Below are 16,512 nucleotides of genomic sequence, written 5' to 3'. Positions count from 1 at the left end.
TAGGGCTTGCGGCCCGCCTTGCTCTTGCGGGGCTTGTCATACACCTTGGCCAGCGTCGGCCGGAAGGCCTCCCAGTCCACCACGCGGTTGAGCTGGGGCAATGGATCGCCCAGCTTCTCCAGCAGGGCGTACCGGTCTTCCAGGTCAAAGAATCCAGGCTGCATGGCGAGGGTTCATCCGTTTATCGGGGTTGGGGGGATGATGCCGCGGATGGGGCGATTTTTCGAGGTTCCCTTCAGGGCGGAAATGCGGGATGCCGCCGAGTACCATGGGCGGCTGGCGCTGAAGCGTGCGCAAATTGCGTTGAATGTGGAGGAGGACTTGACGGCCGTTCGAGACGCGGCTAAGTCTGCAAAGCCAGCCGCTTCGTCAGACCCCCCGCAAGATACATCATAGGATCGGGACTGAGAATGGTAGATTCTCACCATCTGCCGCCAATCGGGTAAGGGCGGGTATTAACCCGGCGCATGATCAGGGTGTCATGCCCATTGATACCTGGTACGTTATAGGTTACACTCAATGAATGATTCGAAGCTTCAAACACAAGGGCTTGGCGCAGTTCTTCAAGTCCGGGAGCACAGCAGGGATTCAGGCGGCTCATGCAAAGAGGCTTCGGCTGATTCTCGGTAGGCTGAATGCAGCATCAGACGCCAAGGATATGGACTTGCCAGGCCTTCGACTGCATGAGCTCTCAGGAAATCGAACGGGAATTTGGTCAGTAACGGTGAGCGGTAACTGGCGAGTGACCTTTCGGTTCGAGGATGGAGATGCAGAGATCGTGAATTACGAGGATTACCATTGAGGTGTCGCCAATGTTGATGCATAACCCTCCCCATCCTGGTGAAGTATTGCGAGAGCTATGCCTGGAACCCCTTGGCCTGTCTGTAACTGCGGCTGCGGAAGCATTGGGAGTAAGTCGCAAAACTCTGAGTGCTGTACTGAACGGCAAGGCTGGTATTAGCCCTGAGATGGCGATCCGTCTTTCTATCGCGTTCGAGACCTCGGCAGAAAGCTGGTTGAATCAGCAATCTCAGTATGAGCTCTGGCATGCCGAGCAACATCGTAAAGAGCTCAAGGTTAAGAAGCTTGTTGCCGCATAGGGCAGCATATAACCAGGCCATGCACTGGATGCCAAAAGCACCGCTTCGATCCGGTTTTGTCACCGGTGATGGCTAGCGTTCATAGGGATGCTCCGGTACAGGATGCCTTGCTATAAGGGTTTGATTTTGCGAATTTCTTGTGACCGCCTTGTGGCCCTGGGCCGGGGTGTGGCCCGGTGATTGAGTCCGCCGCTCGCTTGGGCTAAAATGCTTGTTCTGCCGCTGCCGGAGTAGCTCAGTTGGTAGAGCAGGGCATTCGTAATGCCAAGGTCGTAGGTTCGACTCCTATCTCCGGCACCAGATCCCTTCCCGGTCCCCCCGGACCGACCCCCGCGCCGCTGCGGGGTGTGTTTTCCCGATACACGCAGGCCGCCGATCCACTCCCATTCCCGTGGGGTGGACGGTGGGCGTGTGTCTTGTCCGCAACGAATCACCCGAGTGCCTGCGGTGCAGGGAGGCCGCCGGCGGTGCGGGTTTGCGCACTGGAGGAACGATGGGGCGTATCGAGCGCGGGGTGTGGCTGACGCTGGTGGTCCTCCTGCTGGGGATCACGGCGGTGTCCGGTCACCAGGCATGGCAGGCAGAGCGGGCCCTGGAGACGGGGCAAGCCCAGATCCGGGCGCTGCAGGAGCGGTTGCAGGAGGCGGATGCGGACGGGCCGGCTGCGGAGCCTGCCGGCCTCACCCCGCGGGAGGTGCGCCGCCTGCAGGCCCTGGGGCTGGCCGAGCCCCGCCGCGACCTGGCGGCGGATTTGCGGGCGCATCCGGGGCTGATCCCCCATGAGCCGGTGCTCGGGGGGCGGTTCTTCTTCGTGCCGGGCGGGGTGCGGGTGCTCAACGATCGCTGGGTGCTGGCGGTGTTCGAGGACGGCCACGTGCGCGGTCAGATGCTGCTGGAATACAGCCTGCATTCCGGGGCGATCCGCTGGCGGGTGCTGGCCTCGGCCCTGGATCGCTAGCGTCACCTGCGAACGGGAGGCCTCAGACGGGGCCGGCGCTGGCCTCGGGGCGGGGCGGCTGTTCCGTGCGCATCTCCATCCCCGCCACGCGGCGCAGGCCGTCCGGGTCCAGGAGGGTGACCAGCTTGCGCTGCACGCGGATGAGCCCTTCCTGCTGGAAGCGGCTGAACATGCGGCTCACCGTCTCCACCGCCAGGCCCAGGTAGTTGCCGATGTCGTTGCGGGACATGGTGAGATGGAACTCGTGGCGGGAGAAGCCGCGCCGGCCCAGGCGGTCGGAGAGGTTCAGCAGGAAGGCGGCGACGCGGGCGTCGGAGCCCCGCCGGCCCAGCAGGGTCACCAGGTGCTCGTCGCTCTGCAGCTCCCGGCTCATGATGCGCAGCAGTTGGTGTTGCAGTTCCGGGGAGCGGCTGGCCAGGGCCTCCAGTTGTTCGAAGGGGATCTCGCAGATGCTGCAGGTCTCCAGGGCCAGGGCCGTGCAGGGGTGGACGCCGTCGCCGATGGCGTCCAGCCCCAGGAGCTCGCCGGGGAGGTGGAAGCTGGTGATCTGCTCCTGGCCGTCGTCGGTGAGCACGAAGGTCTTCACCGAGCCCGAGCGCACGGCATAGAGGCTGTGCATGGGGTGTCCCGCCTCGTAGAGCCGGTCCCCCCGGTGCACGGGGCGCTTGCGGATGATGATGCCGTCCAGCTGTTCCAGGTCCTCCACCGAAACGCCCACCGGAAGGCACAGCTCCCTGAGACTGCAGGCCTTGCAGGCCACCTTCAGGTCCTTGATCTTCATGACGTTACTCGAGGCCATCGGATCGTCTCGTTCCGCGGCGCACGCCCCCCGGGTGTGCGCAGGTGTGGGTTCCACCATACTTGAGTCTATCGCTGGGTTACAAGCCCGGGCCGGGAGGCTGCGCCCGGTAGGGCATGATATCAGCCCCGAGGGGGTGTGTTGGGGGATGGGTGGCGGTTCAGCCGCAGGGCCGCCGCGTGGCCCAGGGCGGCGGCGGCCACCGCCGCCAGCAGGTGGAGCAGGAGCCCGGCCAGGGCCGGCAGGGGGCCGGTCTCCAGGGCCCCGGCCAGGCTCTGCAGGCTGAGCAGGGAGAAGGTGGTCAGGCCCCCCAGCAGGCCGGTGACCACGGCCTGGTAGGTGGCCGCGCCCACCCGCAGTCGTCCCCCGGGGCCCGCCAGGCCCGTGAACAGGCCGATGAGCAGGGAGCCCAGGAGGTTGACCCCCAGGGTGGCCGCCTGGGGCGAGAGTCCCAGGGGGCCGGTGGCCAGGGCGTCCGTCAGGTGGCGCAGCGTGCCCCCCAGGGCGGTGCCCGCGGCGATGGCCAGGTGCAGCCTCATGCCGGTATCCCCAGCCCGGCCAGCCAGTAGCCCAGCGCGGCGGCCCCGAGGCAGAGCAGGGGGGAGGCGGTCAGGTTGCCCAGGGCCTGCAGGGGATGCCCCTGGCGCAGCAGGGTGAGGGTCTGCAGGGAGAAGGAGGAGACGGTGGTATAGCCGCCGAGGAGACCCGACAGCAGCAGGGCCTCCAGGGCCCGGGGGCCGGTGTCCGCCAGCAGGGCCCAGGCCATGCCCGCCGCCAGCCCGCCGGAGACATTCACCGCCAGGGTGCCCCAGGGAAAGGCCGATGCGCTCAGGCGGGTGACCCAGCCCCCCACGTGGAAGCGGGCCAGCCCGCCCAGGGCGCTGCCCAGGGCCACCCAGGGGAGTTGGGTCCAGGTGTTATTCATGCCGGTGGTCTTGCCGCTGCGTGGAAGCGGTCCATGGCCTGCTGCGCACGGGTCTCCGGGGGGACCTTGCGGGGGGGCAGGGCGTCGATGGCCCGGACGCGGTGTTCCAGACCCTCGTCGTTGGCCAGTTGCACCGCCAGGCCCGGACGGGCGTTGAGCTCCAGCATCAGCGGGCCGTGGTCCCGGTCCAGCACCAGGTCCACCCCCAGGTAGCCCATGCCGGTGAGTTCGAAGCAGCGGGCCGCCAGCACCAGCAGGCGCTCCCAGCCGGGGATCTGCAGGCCGGTGATGGGATGCCCCGTGTCCGGGTGCTGATCCACGATGCGGTTGTGCCATACGCCGCGGGTGGTGACGCCGCTGGAGAGGTCGATCCCCGTGCCCACGGCCCCCTGGTGCAGGTTGGCCTTGCCGTCGGAGTCCCGCGTGGGCAGGCGCACCATGGCCATGATGGGGTAGCCCTTGTAGACCAGGGTGCGGATGTCCGGCACCCCCTCGTAGCTGATGGGATCGAACAGGGGGTCGAAGCGCACCCGGTATTCGATCATGGCCCGGTCCGGCTGTCCCCCCAGGCTGTGCATGCCGCTGAGGATGTTGGAGACGTGATGCCCCAGGGCCTCCAGGTCCATGAGGCGGCCGCTGCCGCGGCGGAAGCGGTTCTGCATGCGGCCCGTGACCACCAGGATGCCGTTGCCGCCGGAGCCGTGGGCCGGCTTGATGACGAAGTCCTCCCGCCGCGCGAGGAGGCGGGGCAGGTGGCGGATGTCGTGGTTGGTGGCGATGACGCCGTAGAGCTCGGGCACGGCGATGCCCGCCTCCAGGGCCAGCTCCTTGGTGCGCAGCTTGTCGTCCACCAGGGGGTAGTAGCGGCGCGGGTTGAGGGGGGCGATGAGCTGGGCGTTGCGCCGGTTCAGCCCCATGACCCCGCGGCGACGCAGCGTGGACGGGCGCACGAACCAGCGGCTCATCGTTCCCCCCCGCCGAAGGCGCGGAAGCGCACCAGCTCGGTGAGACGGTAGCCGGTGTAGCGTCCCAGGAGCAGGGTCAGGGCCAGGACGATGAGCAGCAGTTCGGGGAAGACGAAGAACAGGTGATCGATATAGGGGTTGATCATCACCAGGTAGCAGACGGCGGCCACCGCCAGGCTGCCGATCCCCTGGCGCAGGGTGTCCGCCGGGCCGTGTTCCTCCCAGACGATGGACATGCGCTCGATGGTCATGGCCAGGATCACCATGGGGAACAGGGCCACGGTGAGGCCGTGCTCGATGCCCAGGTTGTGGCTGAGGATGCTCAGGGCCAGCATGAGCAGGATGACCACGATCACCACCGAGGCCAGGCGCGGCACCAGCAGCAGCTTGAGCTTCTCCAGGTAGAAGCGGATGGCCAGGCCCAGGGAGACGATGAGGCTGAACAGGATGATGCCCCCCAGCAGCGAGGTCTCGCGGAAGGAGAGGGCGATGAGCACGGGCATGAAGGTGCCGAAGGTCTGCAGGCCCACCACGTTGCGCAGCAGCACGATGATCATGGCCCCCAGGGGCACCAGCAGCAGGACGCGGTACATGTTCTGCGTCTGCACCGGCAGCTCCAGCAGGGAGAAATCGGCCATGCGGGAATCCAGCAGGTCCGCCTTCTGGCGGGCCACCTCCACGGCGTTCTGGTAGTTGTGGGCGACGGAGAAGCGCACCTGGGCATCCCGGGCCCGGTCCAGGCGCACCGGCGGGGTATCCCCGCGCCACCACACCAGGAAATCGTCCGGGTAGCCCACCGTGCCGTCGTCGGGGTCGATGGCCACCCAGGATCGGGTGTTGTGCACCTCCAGCCAGGTCTCCGGCTGCAGGTCGTTGCCCCGGTCCGTGAGCTGGATGCCGTGGGCCATGCGCGCCGGGATGCGCGCCCCCGCCAGCAATTGGATGGCGGTGCGCACCTTCTCCCGGTCGCTGTCGGTGGCGGAGACGAACAACTGCATGTTTTCGTCGGCGGGGTGGTTCATGTCCCGCACCAGCACGGTGGCGAAGCTGGTGATGTCGGCGGAGCGCTCGCGCACCTTCTGCACCACCTCCTCGGCGGCGGAGCGGTAGGGTTCCTCCAGTTCCGGCTGGGCCACGGGGCCCGGGTAGGGGGCCTGATCGGCCCGGGGCTGTTCCAAGGGGTAGACCGTGGCCCGGTAGTACACCGCCTGGGGGCCGCTGGGCCAGCGGGTGGTCCATACCGCCTCGCGGTTCGGCCCTGTGGGGGTGGTGGTGAGGCCGTAGCCCCGGGAGATGAAGTGCTCCTCCAGCAGGGCCATCCCCGGCGGGTTTTCCGGGATGAAGAACCGGGCCGTCACCGCCCCGCCCGTGGGCTCGAAGCTGACGCGGGCCTCCACCACCCAGTTGTCCGTCTGCTGGGCCGGCAGCAGCGGGAACCCCAGGTTCACCGCCTTGTGGTAGAAGATGCCCAGGGCGATCCCGCTGAGGATGAGGATCAGCAGGGGAAGATGCAGGCGTTTCATGGGGCGTCCTTAGCGCAGGCGGAAGGTCCCGGAGTCGGGGATCAGGGGGACGGGCAGCGGGCCTCGCCCAGGAAGGTCTCCCCCGGGTCCACCAGGATGGCGCCTTCCATGTGGTTGCGCCCCACCAGCAATTGGTAGTTGAGCTCGGTGCGGTCCACCAGGCTCACCTCCTCCCGGCGCTGCACGCCCCCTAAGCACAGGTCCACCTCCACCACCGGGCGGCGCTGGTGATCGCCGCTGTGGCGCACGATGCGCACGTAGCGGGTGATCTCCCGCTCCAGGCGGATGTGCCGGTCCTCGTCCTCCGGGTCGAGGATGTCGAAGGCGATCCACTCCTCGCCGTCGCGCTCGAAGATCTCCTGATTCAAGGCGTTCAGGGATGAGGTGGTGGCGCCGGTGTCCAGCTTGGCCTTGATGCGCAGGTCTTCCGGCATGAGCCGGATCCATTCCACCCAGCCCAGGATATGCATCTCCCGGGCGGGGGGATCCGCCATGGCCGGGGCCAGGGGCAGGAGGAGGAGCAGGAGGACGGCGGGGAAGGGGAAACGCATGCGGGCTCCCTGGAATGTGTGAATTATATCACACCAAATTCTAGGGACGGCCCCCGCCCCCTGACGTTGATGGACTGCTCATTTTGCCGGATGCCCCCGGCCCCCTTTGCCGGCCCGGGGGAGGCGGTGGACGCACTGCGGCGGCCTCTTCGCTCAGGGCATGGGCCCGTTCCATGATGTCGATGAAGCGCAGGGCCTGGGGGGAGAGATGGCGTCCCTGGCGCTGCACCACGCCATAGCTGCGGGCCGGGAAGTAGCGGTCCAGGGGCAGGGCCGCCAGGCGCTCGCTGCCGGTGAGGCACACGTCGGTGACGATGGAGATGCCCAGCCCCAGTTCCACGTATTTCTTGATCACCTCCCAGCCCCCCGCCTCCAGGGCCACGTGGTAGTCCACCTCGTTCTGGCGGAAGACCAGGTCCACCATGCGCCAGGTGGACAGGTGCCGGGGGGGCAGGATCAGGCCGTGGGGCCCGATGTCCTCCAGGCGCACGGCGTCCGGCTTGCGCGCCAGGGGGTGGTCCAGGGGGGTGATGAGCTTGGGATGGTAGGTGACGATGGGCCGGTAGCTGATGTCTTCCGGCACCTCCAGCAGGGAGCCCACGGCGAAGTCCACCTCGTCCCGGCGCAGCATGGCCAGGCCGTCGCGGCCGGTGACGTTGTGCAGCTTGATGCGGATATGGGGATGGGCCTGGGCGAACAGCCGCAGGGGCTCGGGGAGGATGTAGAGGATGGTGGACTCCCCCGCGGCGATGTTCAATTCCCCGGATTCCAGTTGGCCGAAGCAGGCGGCGAAGGTCTCGTGCAGCTTGTCGATGCCGTCCACCAGGGGGTCGGCCAGTTTGTACAGGGCCTCCCCCTCGGGGGTGAGCTTGATCTGCGGGCCCCGGCGCTCGAACAGGGTGGTATCGAACTCCCGTTCCAGGGCCTGGATCTGCAATGAGACCGCCGGCTGGCTCAGGCACAGGGACTCCGCCGCCGTGGAGATGCTGCCCAGCCGCGCGGCGCGGCAGAAGGCCCTGAGCTGCTTCAGGCGGTTCTGCTTGTAGTAGAGATTGGGGACCGAACCCATGATCTTCGTCCTTTCGATGTTATTATTAAGAAACACAAGACTTCGGTTCGGGGCAATAGGCTGGCTGAATACTCGTCAGCCGGGCGTGTTCCCCGCTACAATCACCCAAAATCTCAGAGGCAAAGGGCAGGAGCATGGATAAGTATGTGATCTGGTTCCAGGATCTGGGCATGAACGATGTCCCCGAAGTAGGGGGGAAGAACGCCTCCCTGGGGGAGATGATCAGCGGTCTGTCCAACGCCGGCGTGCGTGTGCCGGGTGGCTTTGCCACCACCGCCTTTGCCTTCCGTGAGTTCCTGCGCCACGAGGGGCTCGCGGACCGCATCAGCGATGCCCTCAAGGACCTGGACGTGGATGACATCAACGCCCTGCGGGAGGCGGGGGCGAAGATCCGCAAGTGGATCGTGGAGACCCCCTTCCCGCCGGCCCTGAACGAGGCCATCGAAGAGGCCTGGAAGCGCATGGTGGAGGAGGCCGGCGGCGAGGAGTTCACCGTCGCCGTGCGTTCCTCCGCCACCGCCGAGGACCTGCCGGACGCCTCCTTCGCCGGCCAGCAGGAGACCTTCCTCAATATCCAGGGCCTGGACAGCGTCCGCCATCACATCCACGAGGTGTTCGCCTCCCTCTACAACGACCGCGCCATCTCCTATCGCGTGCATCGCGGCTTCGAGCACGCCGAGGTGGCCCTCTCCGCCGGTGTGCAGCGCATGGTGCGCTCCGACATCGGTGCCAGCGGCGTGATGTTCACCCTGGACACCGAGTCCGGCTTCCGCGACGTGGTCTTCGTCACCGCCTCCTGGGGGCTGGGGGAGACGGTGGTGCAGGGCTCGGTCAACCCCGATGAGTTCCACGTGTACAAGCCCGCCCTGGAGGCGGGGCGTCCCGCCATCCTGCGCCGCCACCTGGGCAGCAAGGCCATCCAGATGGTCTTCGGCGAGGACGGCCAGGCCACGCGCACGGTGCCGGTGGACGACGCCGACCGCCAGCGCTTCTGCATCCGGGACGAGCACATCGAGGCCCTGGCCCGCCAGGCCATGATCATCGAGAAGCACTACGGCCGTCCCATGGACATCGAGTGGGCCCTGGACGGGGTCGACGGTCAGCTCTACATCGTCCAGGCCCGTCCCGAGACGGTGGAGAGCCGCCAGGACGGCCAGGTGATCGAGCGTTTCCACATCCGCTCCCCCCGCAGCGAGATCCTGGCCCGGGGCCGCGCCATCGGCCAGCGTATCGGCGCCGGGCGCGTGCGCGTGGTGATGGATCTGGACGAGATGCACAAGGTGGAGGCCGGCGACGTGCTGGTCACCGACATGACCGACCCCGACTGGGAGCCGGTGATGAAGCGGGCCGCGGCCATCGTCACCGACCGGGGCGGGCGCACCTGCCATGCCGCCATCATCGCCCGCGAGCTGGGCATCCCCGCCGTGGTGGGCTGTGGCGACGCCTCCGCGCGCCTGAGCGACGGCCAGGAGGCCACCGTCTCCTGCGCCGAAGGCGACGAGGGGCGCATCTACAAGGGCCTGCTGGACTTCGAGGTGACCCGTACCCGTACCGACGCCATGCCCGAGGTGCCCTGCAAGGTGATGATGAACGTGGGCAACCCGGGCCGGGCCTTCCACTTCCGCAACCTCCCCAACGCCGGGGTGGGGCTGGCGCGCCTGGAGTTCATCATCAACAGCATGATCGGGGTGCACCCCAAGGCCCTGCTCCAGTTCGATACCCTGCCCGCCGAGCTGCAGGGGGAGATCGCCCAGCGCATGGCCGGCTACGACGATCCCGTCACCTTCTACGTGGAGAAGCTGGTGGAGGGCATCGCCACCCTGGGGGCCGCCTTCCATCCCAAGCCGGTGATCGTGCGCCTGTCGGACTTCAAGTCCAACGAGTACGCCAACCTGCTGGCGGGGGAACGCTACGAGCCCGATGAAGAGAACCCCATGATCGGCTACCGGGGCACCTCCCGCTACCTGTCGGAGAACTTCCGCGACTGCTTCGAGCTGGAATGCCGGGCGGTGCGCAAGGTGCGCGACGAGATGGGCCTGGACAACGTGGTCATCATGGTGCCCTTCGTGCGCACCCTGGGCGAGGCCGAGGGGGTCATCGACCTGCTGGCCGAGATGGGCCTGAAGCGGGGCGAGAACGGCCTCAAGATCTACATGATGTGCGAGATCCCGTCCAACGCCGTACTGGCCGACCAGTTCCTGGAGTACTTCGACGGCTTCTCCATCGGCTCCAACGACCTCACCCAGCTCACCCTGGGCCTGGACCGGGATTCCGGCCTGGTGGCCTCCACCTTCGATGAGCGCGACCCGGCGGTGAAGGCCCTGCTGTCCATGGCCATCCAGGCGGCGCGCAAGGCCGGCAAGTACGTGGGCATCTGCGGCCAGGGGCCGTCGGATTACCCCGACCTGGCCGAATGGCTCATGGAGCAGGGCATCGAGTCCATCTCCCTGAACCCGGATACCGTGGTGGAGACCTGGCTGCGCCTGGCCGGGGACGAGCAGGGCCGTAAGGACGCCTGAGGCCTGCTCCCACCCGGGGGGTGTCCCGCCTGCGGGCAGGCACCCGGGCCCGCCCCGCAGTCGGGGCGGGCCTGTTTTCCCACCTTTCCGGACCCGCGCCCATGATCCGTTCCGTCTTCTACGTCTCCGATGGCACCGGCATCACCGCCGAGACCCTGGGCCACACCCTGCTCACCCAGTTCGAGCAGGTGGCCTTCCAGCAGATGAGCCTGCCGTTCATCAACAGCGAGGAGAAGGTGGACTGGGCGGTGCAGCGCATCAACCGCGCCGCCGAGGCGGAGGGGGCTCGGCCCCTGGTGTTCTCCACCCTCATCGACGCCCATCTGCGTGCCCGCCTGGGGGAATGCCAGGGGGCGGTGTTCGATTTCTTCGACACCTTCACCGGGGCCATGGAACAGGAACTGGGGGTTCATGCCCAGCGGGTGGCGGGGCGCTCCCACGGCATGGGCAACGTGCGCACCTATTCCGAGCGCATCGACGCCCTGCACTACGCCATCCAGAACGACGACGGCGCCACGGTGCGGGACTACCCCATGGCTGACGTGGTGGTCATGGGGGTGTCCCGGGCGGGCAAGACCCCCACCTGCATGTACCTGGCCCTCACCTACGGCATCCGCGCCGCCAACTATCCCCTGGCGGACGATGATTTCGAAAAGGCCACCCTGCCGGCCGCCCTGGAGCCCTACCGGCACAAGCTGTTCGGGCTCACGGTGGACCCGGAGCGGCTGCATCAGATCCGCAACGAGCGCCGCCCCGGGAGCCGTTATGCCAGCATGGAGCAGTGCCTGTATGAGCTGCAGGGGGCGGAGCGCCTGTTCAAGCGCGAAGGCATCCCCTGTCTCAACATCACGCAGCGGTCCGTGGAGGAGATCTCCGCCCAGCTGATGCAGCAGGCGGGCCTCAAGCGCCGTATCTGAGGGGCCCCCTCTGCCCTGGCCCCCTGCCTGAGACCCGGGGGTTATAGATCCTTGAGATACCGTCCCCAGTCCCGCTGCGGGTCGGCCATCACCAGGAATTCCGGGTTCAGCAGCGATTCTTTCGTGTTGTAGCGCAGCGGCCGCAGGCCCGTATCCGTCACCGCCCCGCCGGCCTCGTTCACCACGCAGTGGGCCGCGGCCGTGTCCCATTCCGAGGTGGGTCCCAGGCGCGGGTACAGGTCCGCCTTGCCCTCGGCCACCAGGCAGAACTTGAGGGAGCTGCCCATGCTGATGAGCTCATGGGGGCCGACCCGTTCCAGGAAGGCCTGCAGGCGGTCCGTGCCATGGGAGCGGCTGCCGGCGATCACCGGCCGGCGCTCGCCGCGGTGCACGTGCACCGGCTGCCCGGCCTCCCCCGAGGGCTGGTGGCGCCAGGCCCCGCGGCCCCGGGCGGCGCTGTAGAGCAGGTCCAGGACCGGGGCCAGCACCACCCCCAGCACCGGTTCGTGTTCGTGGATCAGGGCGATGTTGACGGTGAACTCGCCGTTGCGCTTGATGAACTCCCGGGTGCCGTCCAGGGGGTCCACCAGCCAGTAGGTGGTCCATTGGGCGCGTTCGCTGAAGGGGATGCCGTCGGATTCCTCCGAGAGGATGGGCAGCTCCGGGTGCAGGTCCCTCAGGCCCTGCACGATGTGCCGGTGCGAGGCCATGTCCGCCTCGGTCAGCGGCGTGCGGTCGTCCTTCTCCGCCACCTGGAAGTCCTCGCCGTAGACATCCAGGATGCGCGTGCCCGCCTCCCGGGCGATGCGGCGGGCATGGATCAGCAGGTGGTCCAGGGTTGCTTCATTCAGGGTCATCGCGGTCTCTCGAGTCGGTCCCTTACCATGTACAAGGCGGCGATGGAGCGCGCCTCGGTGCAGTCCTCCCGGGCGATCAGGGCATCCAGCCGCGACAACGGCCAGGGTACCACTTCGATCTCTTCGGGTTCGTCCCCCGGGCGTCGTTCCGGGTACAGGTTGCGGGCCAGGATGATGTGGGTGGTGTGGCTCAGGTAGCCGGGGGCCACGGTGAAGGCGGTGAGGTAGTCCAGTTCACGGGCCCCGTGGCCGATCTCTTCCATGATCTCGCGGTTGGCGGCCTGCAGCAGGTCCTCCCCCGCCTCCACCAGGCCCTTGGGCAGTCCCAGTTCGTAGCGCTGGGTGCCGGCGGCGTACTCGCGGATCAGCAGCACCGTGTCCGCGTCCGCCATGGGGACGATGAGCACCGCGCCGCGCCCCGAGCCCAGCAGGCGCTCGTAGCGGACGCGGTTGCCGTTGGCGAACTGCAGTTCCAGTTCCTCCACGTGGAAGAGCCGGGTGTGGGCGACGGTGCGGCGGCCGAGGATGCGGGGCGGGTGGGACATGCGGGATGCGCCCGGTTCATGGGTGAAGAGGCAAGTGTCCGGTTTGCGGCCCCGGGGGGCAAGGGGCGGCGGGACGGCCGTGTCCCTGGGATGGATTTGCGGGGCAGGGCGGGGCCTTCTCGGGTCCGCACCGTGGGGGATCGTGGATCGGGCCGCTGCATCAGCCCGGATCACAGGTATCCAGGGGCGGGGGGAGTTGCCGGGGGGCGTCGATCTCCACCGTCTTCTCCCGGGCCTTCGCCCCGGCGGTGATGCGCACCCCCGAACGGGGCACGCCGCAGCGCTTGGCCAGCAGGCGCACCAGGCGCTGGTTGGCGGCGCCGTCCACCGGCGGGGCGTTGACGTAGACCTTGAGGCGGTCTTCCAGGGGATCCCCCAGCTTCTCCCGGGAGGCCCGGGGTTGCAGCTTCAGCTGCAGCACCAGGGTCCGGTCCCGCCATTGCCACCATCCGGCGTCCATGGTCCGCTCTCTAGAGGGCGCCGAGGAAGATCAGCACCACGTTCAGGCCGATGATGGCCACCAGGGGGGAGAGGTCCACCATGCCGGTGCTGGGCAGCATGCGGCGGATGGGGTTGAGCAGGGGGCGGTTGAGGCTGTCCAGCAGTTCCAGCCCCGGGTTGCGCCCCAGGGCCCCGCCGGCCTGGAACCAGCTGGCCACCGCCTGGATGATGAGGCTGATGATGTAGATCCAGACCACCTGCCGCAGCAGTTCCACGACGCTGACCATGAACAGGCCAAAGGGCGGTACGCCCACACCGTGGATGAGGGCGATCAGGGCCGTCTGGGTCATCTGCAGCACCAGGGCCAGCACCAGGGCGGCGGTGTCCAGGCGGCCCGCCGGGGGGATGACGCGGCGCAGCAGGCGCAGCGGCGGGTTGGTCACCGTCACCAGGAATTGGGAGATGGGGTTGTAAAAATCCGCCCGGGACAGGGCCAGCAGGGTGCGCAGCAGCACCGCCAGGATGTACAGGCTGAACAGGGTGCCGATCAGGAAGACGGATGCGTTCTGCAAGGCTTGTGACATGAAGACTCCTCAGTCCCGACCCAGTTGGTCGGCCAGTTCTCGGGATCGGTCGCGGGCGGCGGTCATGGCGCGCAGCATCAGGTCGCGCAGGCCGCCGGATTCCAGCACGGCCAGGGCCTGCTCGGTGGTGCCGCCGCGGGAGGTGACCCGGGCGCGCAGGGTGGCGGCGTCCTCGTCCGACTCCAGGGCCAGCTTGGCGGCGCCGAAGACGGTCTGCAGGGCCAGCAGGCGTGCCGTCTCCCGGGGCAGTCCCAGGTCCGTGCCGGCGTTCTCCATGGCCTCGATGAGCAAAAAGCCGTAGGCGGGGCCGCTGCCGGAGAGGGCGGTGACCGCATCCAGTTGTGCTTCGTCCTCGAGCCAGGCGGTGAGGCCCACGGCCCGCAGGATGGATTCCGCCAGGTCCCGCTGCTCGGCGGTGACGTGTGCATTGGCCACCAGGGCGGTGGCGCCGCTGCCCACCAGGGCGGGGGTGTTGGGCATGCAGCGCACCAGCGCCAGCGTGCCCCCCAGCCAGCGTTCGATGTCGTCGCCGCGCACCCCGGCGGCGATGGACACCACCAGCGGTCTGCGGGACTGTACCGCCGGGGCCAGGGCGCGGCAGACCTCCCCCAGCACCTGGGGCTTGACCGCCAGCACCACCACGTCGGCATGGGCCACGGCCTCGGCGCCGTCCCCGGTGGTGTGCATGCCGGGCCAGCGCCCCTGGGCCTCCTGTCTCTGCGTCGTTTCGGGATCGGCCGCCCAGAGGGCGTCCTCGTTCCAGCCATCGGCGATGAGCCCGCCGATGAGGCTGCGCGCCATGTTGCCGGCGCCGATGAAGGCGATGGTCTCGTTCATGGGAGGACCTGCCGATTGCACGTGGGATCGGGCCTTATGGTACTAAGGAGGCCGCTGGCAAGGCCATCCCCGTGCCCGCGGGCAGGGGCTTTAGTCCTTGGGCGGGCGCGGGCCGAACAGGGCCGTGCCGATGCGCACCATGGTGGCCCCCTCGGCCACCGCCGCCTCCAGGTCGGCGCTCATGCCCATGGAGAGGGTGTCCAGGGGATGGCCGCGGCGGATCAGATCCTCCTGCAGGGCGCGCACCTGTGCGAAGGTGCGGCGCTGGTGATCGAAGTCGTCGCAGGGGGCGGGGATGGCCATGAGCCCCCGCAGGCGCAACTGCCCAAGATCGGCCACCTGTTCGGCCAGGGCGGGGAGATCCGCCGGGGCCACCCCGGATTTGGTGTCCTCGCCGCTGATGTTCACCTGCAGGCAGACCTGGAGGGGGCCGCGCTGCCCCGGGCGCTGCGCATCCAGACGCCGGGCGATGCGCTCCCGGTCCAGGGAGTGGACCCAGTCCGCCACCCCGGCGATGAGCCGGGTCTTGTTGCCCTGCACCGGGCCGATGAAGTGCCACTCGGGTCCGGCATCGGCCAGGTGTGCGGACTTCTCCTCCAGCTCCGAGGCGTAGTTCTCGCCAAAGGCCCGTTGCCCGCAGGCAAGGGCCGCCCGGATGTCCTCGGCGGGACGGGTCTTGCTCACCGCCAGCAACCGTACCTCGCCCGGGTCCCGCCCGTGACGCCGGGCGGCTGCGGCGATGCGGTCCAGAACGGCTTGGATTCGGTCGCACATTGGGTTCATAGCCCTATGCTATAGTCGACGACAGTCAAAGTCACCCGGGACCCCGTCCCGGTGGACGCAATACCCGGGGCCTTTCGAGGGGGACGGATGGACATCACCCAGCTGCTGGCGTTCAGCGTGAAGAACGGTGCCTCGGACCTGCACCTGTCGGCGGGGCTTCCCCCCATGATCCGGGTGGATGGGGATGTGCGCCGCATCAACGTGCCGCCCATGGAGCACAAGCAGGTCCATGGGATGGTCTACGACATCATGAACGACAAGCAGCGCAAGGATTTCGAGGAGTTCCTGGAGACGGACTTCTCCTTCGAGATCCCGGGCCTTGCGCGCTTTCGCGTCAACGCCTTCAACCACAACCGGGGGGCGGGGGCGGTGTTTCGCACCATCCCCAGCAAGATCCTCACCCTGGAGGATCTGGATTGCCCCGGCATCTTCGAGAAGATCGCCGAGTATCCCCGGGGCATCGTCCTGGTCACGGGACCCACGGGCTCGGGCAAGTCCACCACCCTGGCCGCCATGATCGACCACAAGAACAACACCGAGTACGGCCATATCCTCACCGTGGAGGACCCCATCGAGTTCGTGCACGAGTCCAAGAAGTGCCTGGTGAACCAGCGGGAGGTGCACCGTGACACCCTGGGCTTCAACGAGGCCCTGCGCTCGGCCCTGCGCGAGGACCCGGACACCATCCTGGTGGGGGAGATGCGGGACCTGGAGACCATCCGTCTGGCCCTCACCGCCGCCGAGACGGGGCACCTGGTCTTTGGCACCCTGCACACCAGCTCCGCCGCCAAGACCATCGACCGCATCGTGGACGTGTTCCCGGCGGCGGAGAAGGACATGGTTCGCGCCATGCTGTCGGAGTCCCTGCGGGCGGTCATCGCCCAGACCCTGCTCAAGCGCATCGGCGGCGGCCGCTGCGCCGCCCACGAGATCATGCTGGGCACCCCGGCCATCCGCAACCTGATCCGCGAGAACAAGATCGCGCAGATGTACTCCGCCATCCAGACCAGCCAGGGTGTGGGCATGCAGACCCTGGACCAGGGGCTCAAGGAGATGCTCCAGCGGGGCCTGGTGAGCCGGGAGGAGGCCCGGCGCAAGGCGGCCAATCCAGACGCACTCTAGGCCGGTCCCCGCATCGG

19 protein-coding genes, 1 tRNA gene and 1 pseudogene are annotated in these 16,512 nt (G+C 68.0%); 7 read left to right on the top strand and 14 right to left on the bottom strand.

What is annotated here, in order from left to right; genetic code table 11:
* Positions 1 to 164, bottom strand: a pseudogene (locus tag BM214_RS12855) (IS5/IS1182 family transposase); the annotation flags it as partial.
* A gap of 359 nt (positions 165 to 523) precedes the next feature.
* Between BM214_RS12855 and BM214_RS10680 the strand changes: the two are divergent.
* The 4 genes from BM214_RS10680 to BM214_RS12525 all read left to right on the top strand — a co-directional run bounded on the left by BM214_RS10680 (position 524) and on the right by BM214_RS12525 (position 2,058).
* Positions 524 to 802, top strand: coding sequence for a type II toxin-antitoxin system RelE/ParE family toxin (locus BM214_RS10680; protein WP_090486863.1), 279 nt, complete (start codon positions 524 to 526; stop codon positions 800 to 802).
* Between the two features lie 10 nt (positions 803 to 812).
* On the top strand, positions 813 to 1,100 hold the full coding sequence (locus BM214_RS10675) for a HigA family addiction module antitoxin (protein ID WP_090486860.1): 288 nt from the start codon (positions 813 to 815) through the stop codon (positions 1,098 to 1,100).
* 224 nt (positions 1,101 to 1,324) lie between these two features.
* Positions 1,325 to 1,400 (top strand) — tRNA-Thr (locus tag BM214_RS10670).
* A 193-nt stretch (positions 1,401 to 1,593) separates the two neighbouring features.
* The gene (locus BM214_RS12525) at positions 1,594 to 2,058 is read left to right on the top strand and encodes a hypothetical protein (protein WP_177217652.1); all 465 of its coding nucleotides are present in this window, start codon (positions 1,594 to 1,596) and stop codon (positions 2,056 to 2,058) included.
* A gap of 22 nt (positions 2,059 to 2,080) precedes the next feature.
* On the opposite strand, the gene fnr is transcribed toward BM214_RS12525, so the two are convergent.
* From fnr to BM214_RS10630, 7 genes are all read right to left on the bottom strand, one after another.
* Positions 2,081 to 2,857, bottom strand: a complete 777-nt coding sequence (gene fnr, locus BM214_RS10660; protein WP_090486853.1) for a fumarate/nitrate reduction transcriptional regulator Fnr — start codon at positions 2,855 to 2,857, stop codon at positions 2,081 to 2,083.
* Positions 2,858 to 2,979: 122 nt separating this feature from the next.
* On the bottom strand, positions 2,980 to 3,396 hold the full coding sequence (locus BM214_RS10655) for a CrcB family protein (RefSeq protein WP_090486851.1): 417 nt from the start codon (positions 3,394 to 3,396) through the stop codon (positions 2,980 to 2,982).
* Entirely contained in the window at positions 3,393 to 3,782 is a 390-nt protein-coding gene (locus BM214_RS10650) for a fluoride efflux transporter FluC (RefSeq protein ID WP_090486848.1), read from the bottom strand. Before BM214_RS10650 ends, BM214_RS10655 begins: the two co-directional genes overlap by 4 nt.
* Entirely contained in the window at positions 3,779 to 4,747 is a 969-nt protein-coding gene (locus tag BM214_RS10645; protein ID WP_090486845.1) for an alpha-L-glutamate ligase-like protein, read from the bottom strand. The genes BM214_RS10650 and BM214_RS10645 overlap by 4 nt, the downstream gene beginning before the upstream one ends.
* Positions 4,744 to 6,270: an inactive transglutaminase family protein gene (locus BM214_RS10640; RefSeq protein WP_090486842.1), complete on the bottom strand. Its 1,527-nt coding sequence runs from the start codon at positions 6,268 to 6,270 to the stop codon at positions 4,744 to 4,746. Before BM214_RS10640 ends, BM214_RS10645 begins: the two co-directional genes overlap by 4 nt.
* 41 nt (positions 6,271 to 6,311) lie before the next feature.
* On the bottom strand, positions 6,312 to 6,821 hold the full coding sequence (locus BM214_RS10635) for an ATP-dependent zinc protease family protein (protein ID WP_244887969.1): 510 nt from the start codon (positions 6,819 to 6,821) through the stop codon (positions 6,312 to 6,314).
* A 40-nt stretch (positions 6,822 to 6,861) separates the two neighbouring features.
* Complete coding sequence (locus tag BM214_RS10630) at positions 6,862 to 7,890, bottom strand: LysR family transcriptional regulator (RefSeq protein WP_090486839.1); 1,029 nt, start codon at positions 7,888 to 7,890, stop codon at positions 6,862 to 6,864.
* A 134-nt stretch (positions 7,891 to 8,024) separates the two neighbouring features.
* Here BM214_RS10630 and ppsA point away from each other — a divergent pair, with 134 nt between their 5' ends.
* Positions 8,025 to 10,409, top strand: a complete 2,385-nt coding sequence (gene ppsA, locus BM214_RS10625) for a phosphoenolpyruvate synthase (RefSeq protein ID WP_090486836.1) — start codon at positions 8,025 to 8,027, stop codon at positions 10,407 to 10,409.
* 101 nt (positions 10,410 to 10,510) lie between these two features.
* Positions 10,511 to 11,326, top strand: coding sequence for a posphoenolpyruvate synthetase regulatory kinase/phosphorylase PpsR (gene ppsR, locus BM214_RS10620; protein WP_090486833.1), 816 nt, complete (start codon positions 10,511 to 10,513; stop codon positions 11,324 to 11,326).
* Between the two features lie 41 nt (positions 11,327 to 11,367).
* Here ppsR and cysQ read toward each other — a convergent pair whose 3' ends face one another.
* From cysQ to BM214_RS10590, 6 genes are all read right to left on the bottom strand, one after another.
* A complete protein-coding gene (gene cysQ / locus BM214_RS10615; protein ID WP_090486830.1) occupies positions 11,368 to 12,183 on the bottom strand; it encodes a 3'(2'),5'-bisphosphate nucleotidase CysQ in 816 nt (271 codons plus the stop codon).
* A complete protein-coding gene (nudE, locus tag BM214_RS10610) occupies positions 12,180 to 12,728 on the bottom strand; it encodes an ADP compounds hydrolase NudE (protein WP_090486826.1) in 549 nt (182 codons plus the stop codon). The genes cysQ and nudE overlap by 4 nt, the downstream gene beginning before the upstream one ends.
* A 160-nt stretch (positions 12,729 to 12,888) precedes the next feature.
* Positions 12,889 to 13,188, bottom strand: coding sequence for a DUF167 domain-containing protein (locus tag BM214_RS10605; RefSeq protein WP_090486823.1), 300 nt, complete (start codon positions 13,186 to 13,188; stop codon positions 12,889 to 12,891).
* Between the two features lie 10 nt (positions 13,189 to 13,198).
* On the bottom strand, positions 13,199 to 13,753 hold the full coding sequence (locus BM214_RS10600; protein ID WP_090486820.1) for a YggT family protein: 555 nt from the start codon (positions 13,751 to 13,753) through the stop codon (positions 13,199 to 13,201).
* 9 nt (positions 13,754 to 13,762) lie between these two features.
* Positions 13,763 to 14,590 carry a pyrroline-5-carboxylate reductase gene (gene proC, locus BM214_RS10595; protein ID WP_090486818.1) on the bottom strand — a complete coding sequence of 276 codons (828 nt, stop codon included), beginning with the start codon at positions 14,588 to 14,590 and terminating at the stop codon, positions 13,763 to 13,765.
* A gap of 90 nt (positions 14,591 to 14,680) precedes the next feature.
* A complete protein-coding gene (locus tag BM214_RS10590) occupies positions 14,681 to 15,373 on the bottom strand; it encodes a YggS family pyridoxal phosphate-dependent enzyme (protein ID WP_090486815.1) in 693 nt (230 codons plus the stop codon).
* An 87-nt stretch (positions 15,374 to 15,460) separates the two neighbouring features.
* On the opposite strand from BM214_RS10590, the gene BM214_RS10585 reads away from it, so the two are divergent.
* Complete coding sequence (locus BM214_RS10585; protein ID WP_090486813.1) at positions 15,461 to 16,495, top strand: type IV pilus twitching motility protein PilT; 1,035 nt, start codon at positions 15,461 to 15,463, stop codon at positions 16,493 to 16,495.
* Positions 16,496 to 16,512: the final 17 nt, after the last annotated feature.

It is taken from the genome of Ectothiorhodospira mobilis (genome assembly GCF_900114895.1).
In the GTDB taxonomy this organism is placed as follows: Bacteria; Pseudomonadota; Gammaproteobacteria; order Ectothiorhodospirales; family Ectothiorhodospiraceae; genus Ectothiorhodospira; species Ectothiorhodospira mobilis_A.
This window is presented reverse-complemented; position numbering and strand designations above follow the sequence as displayed.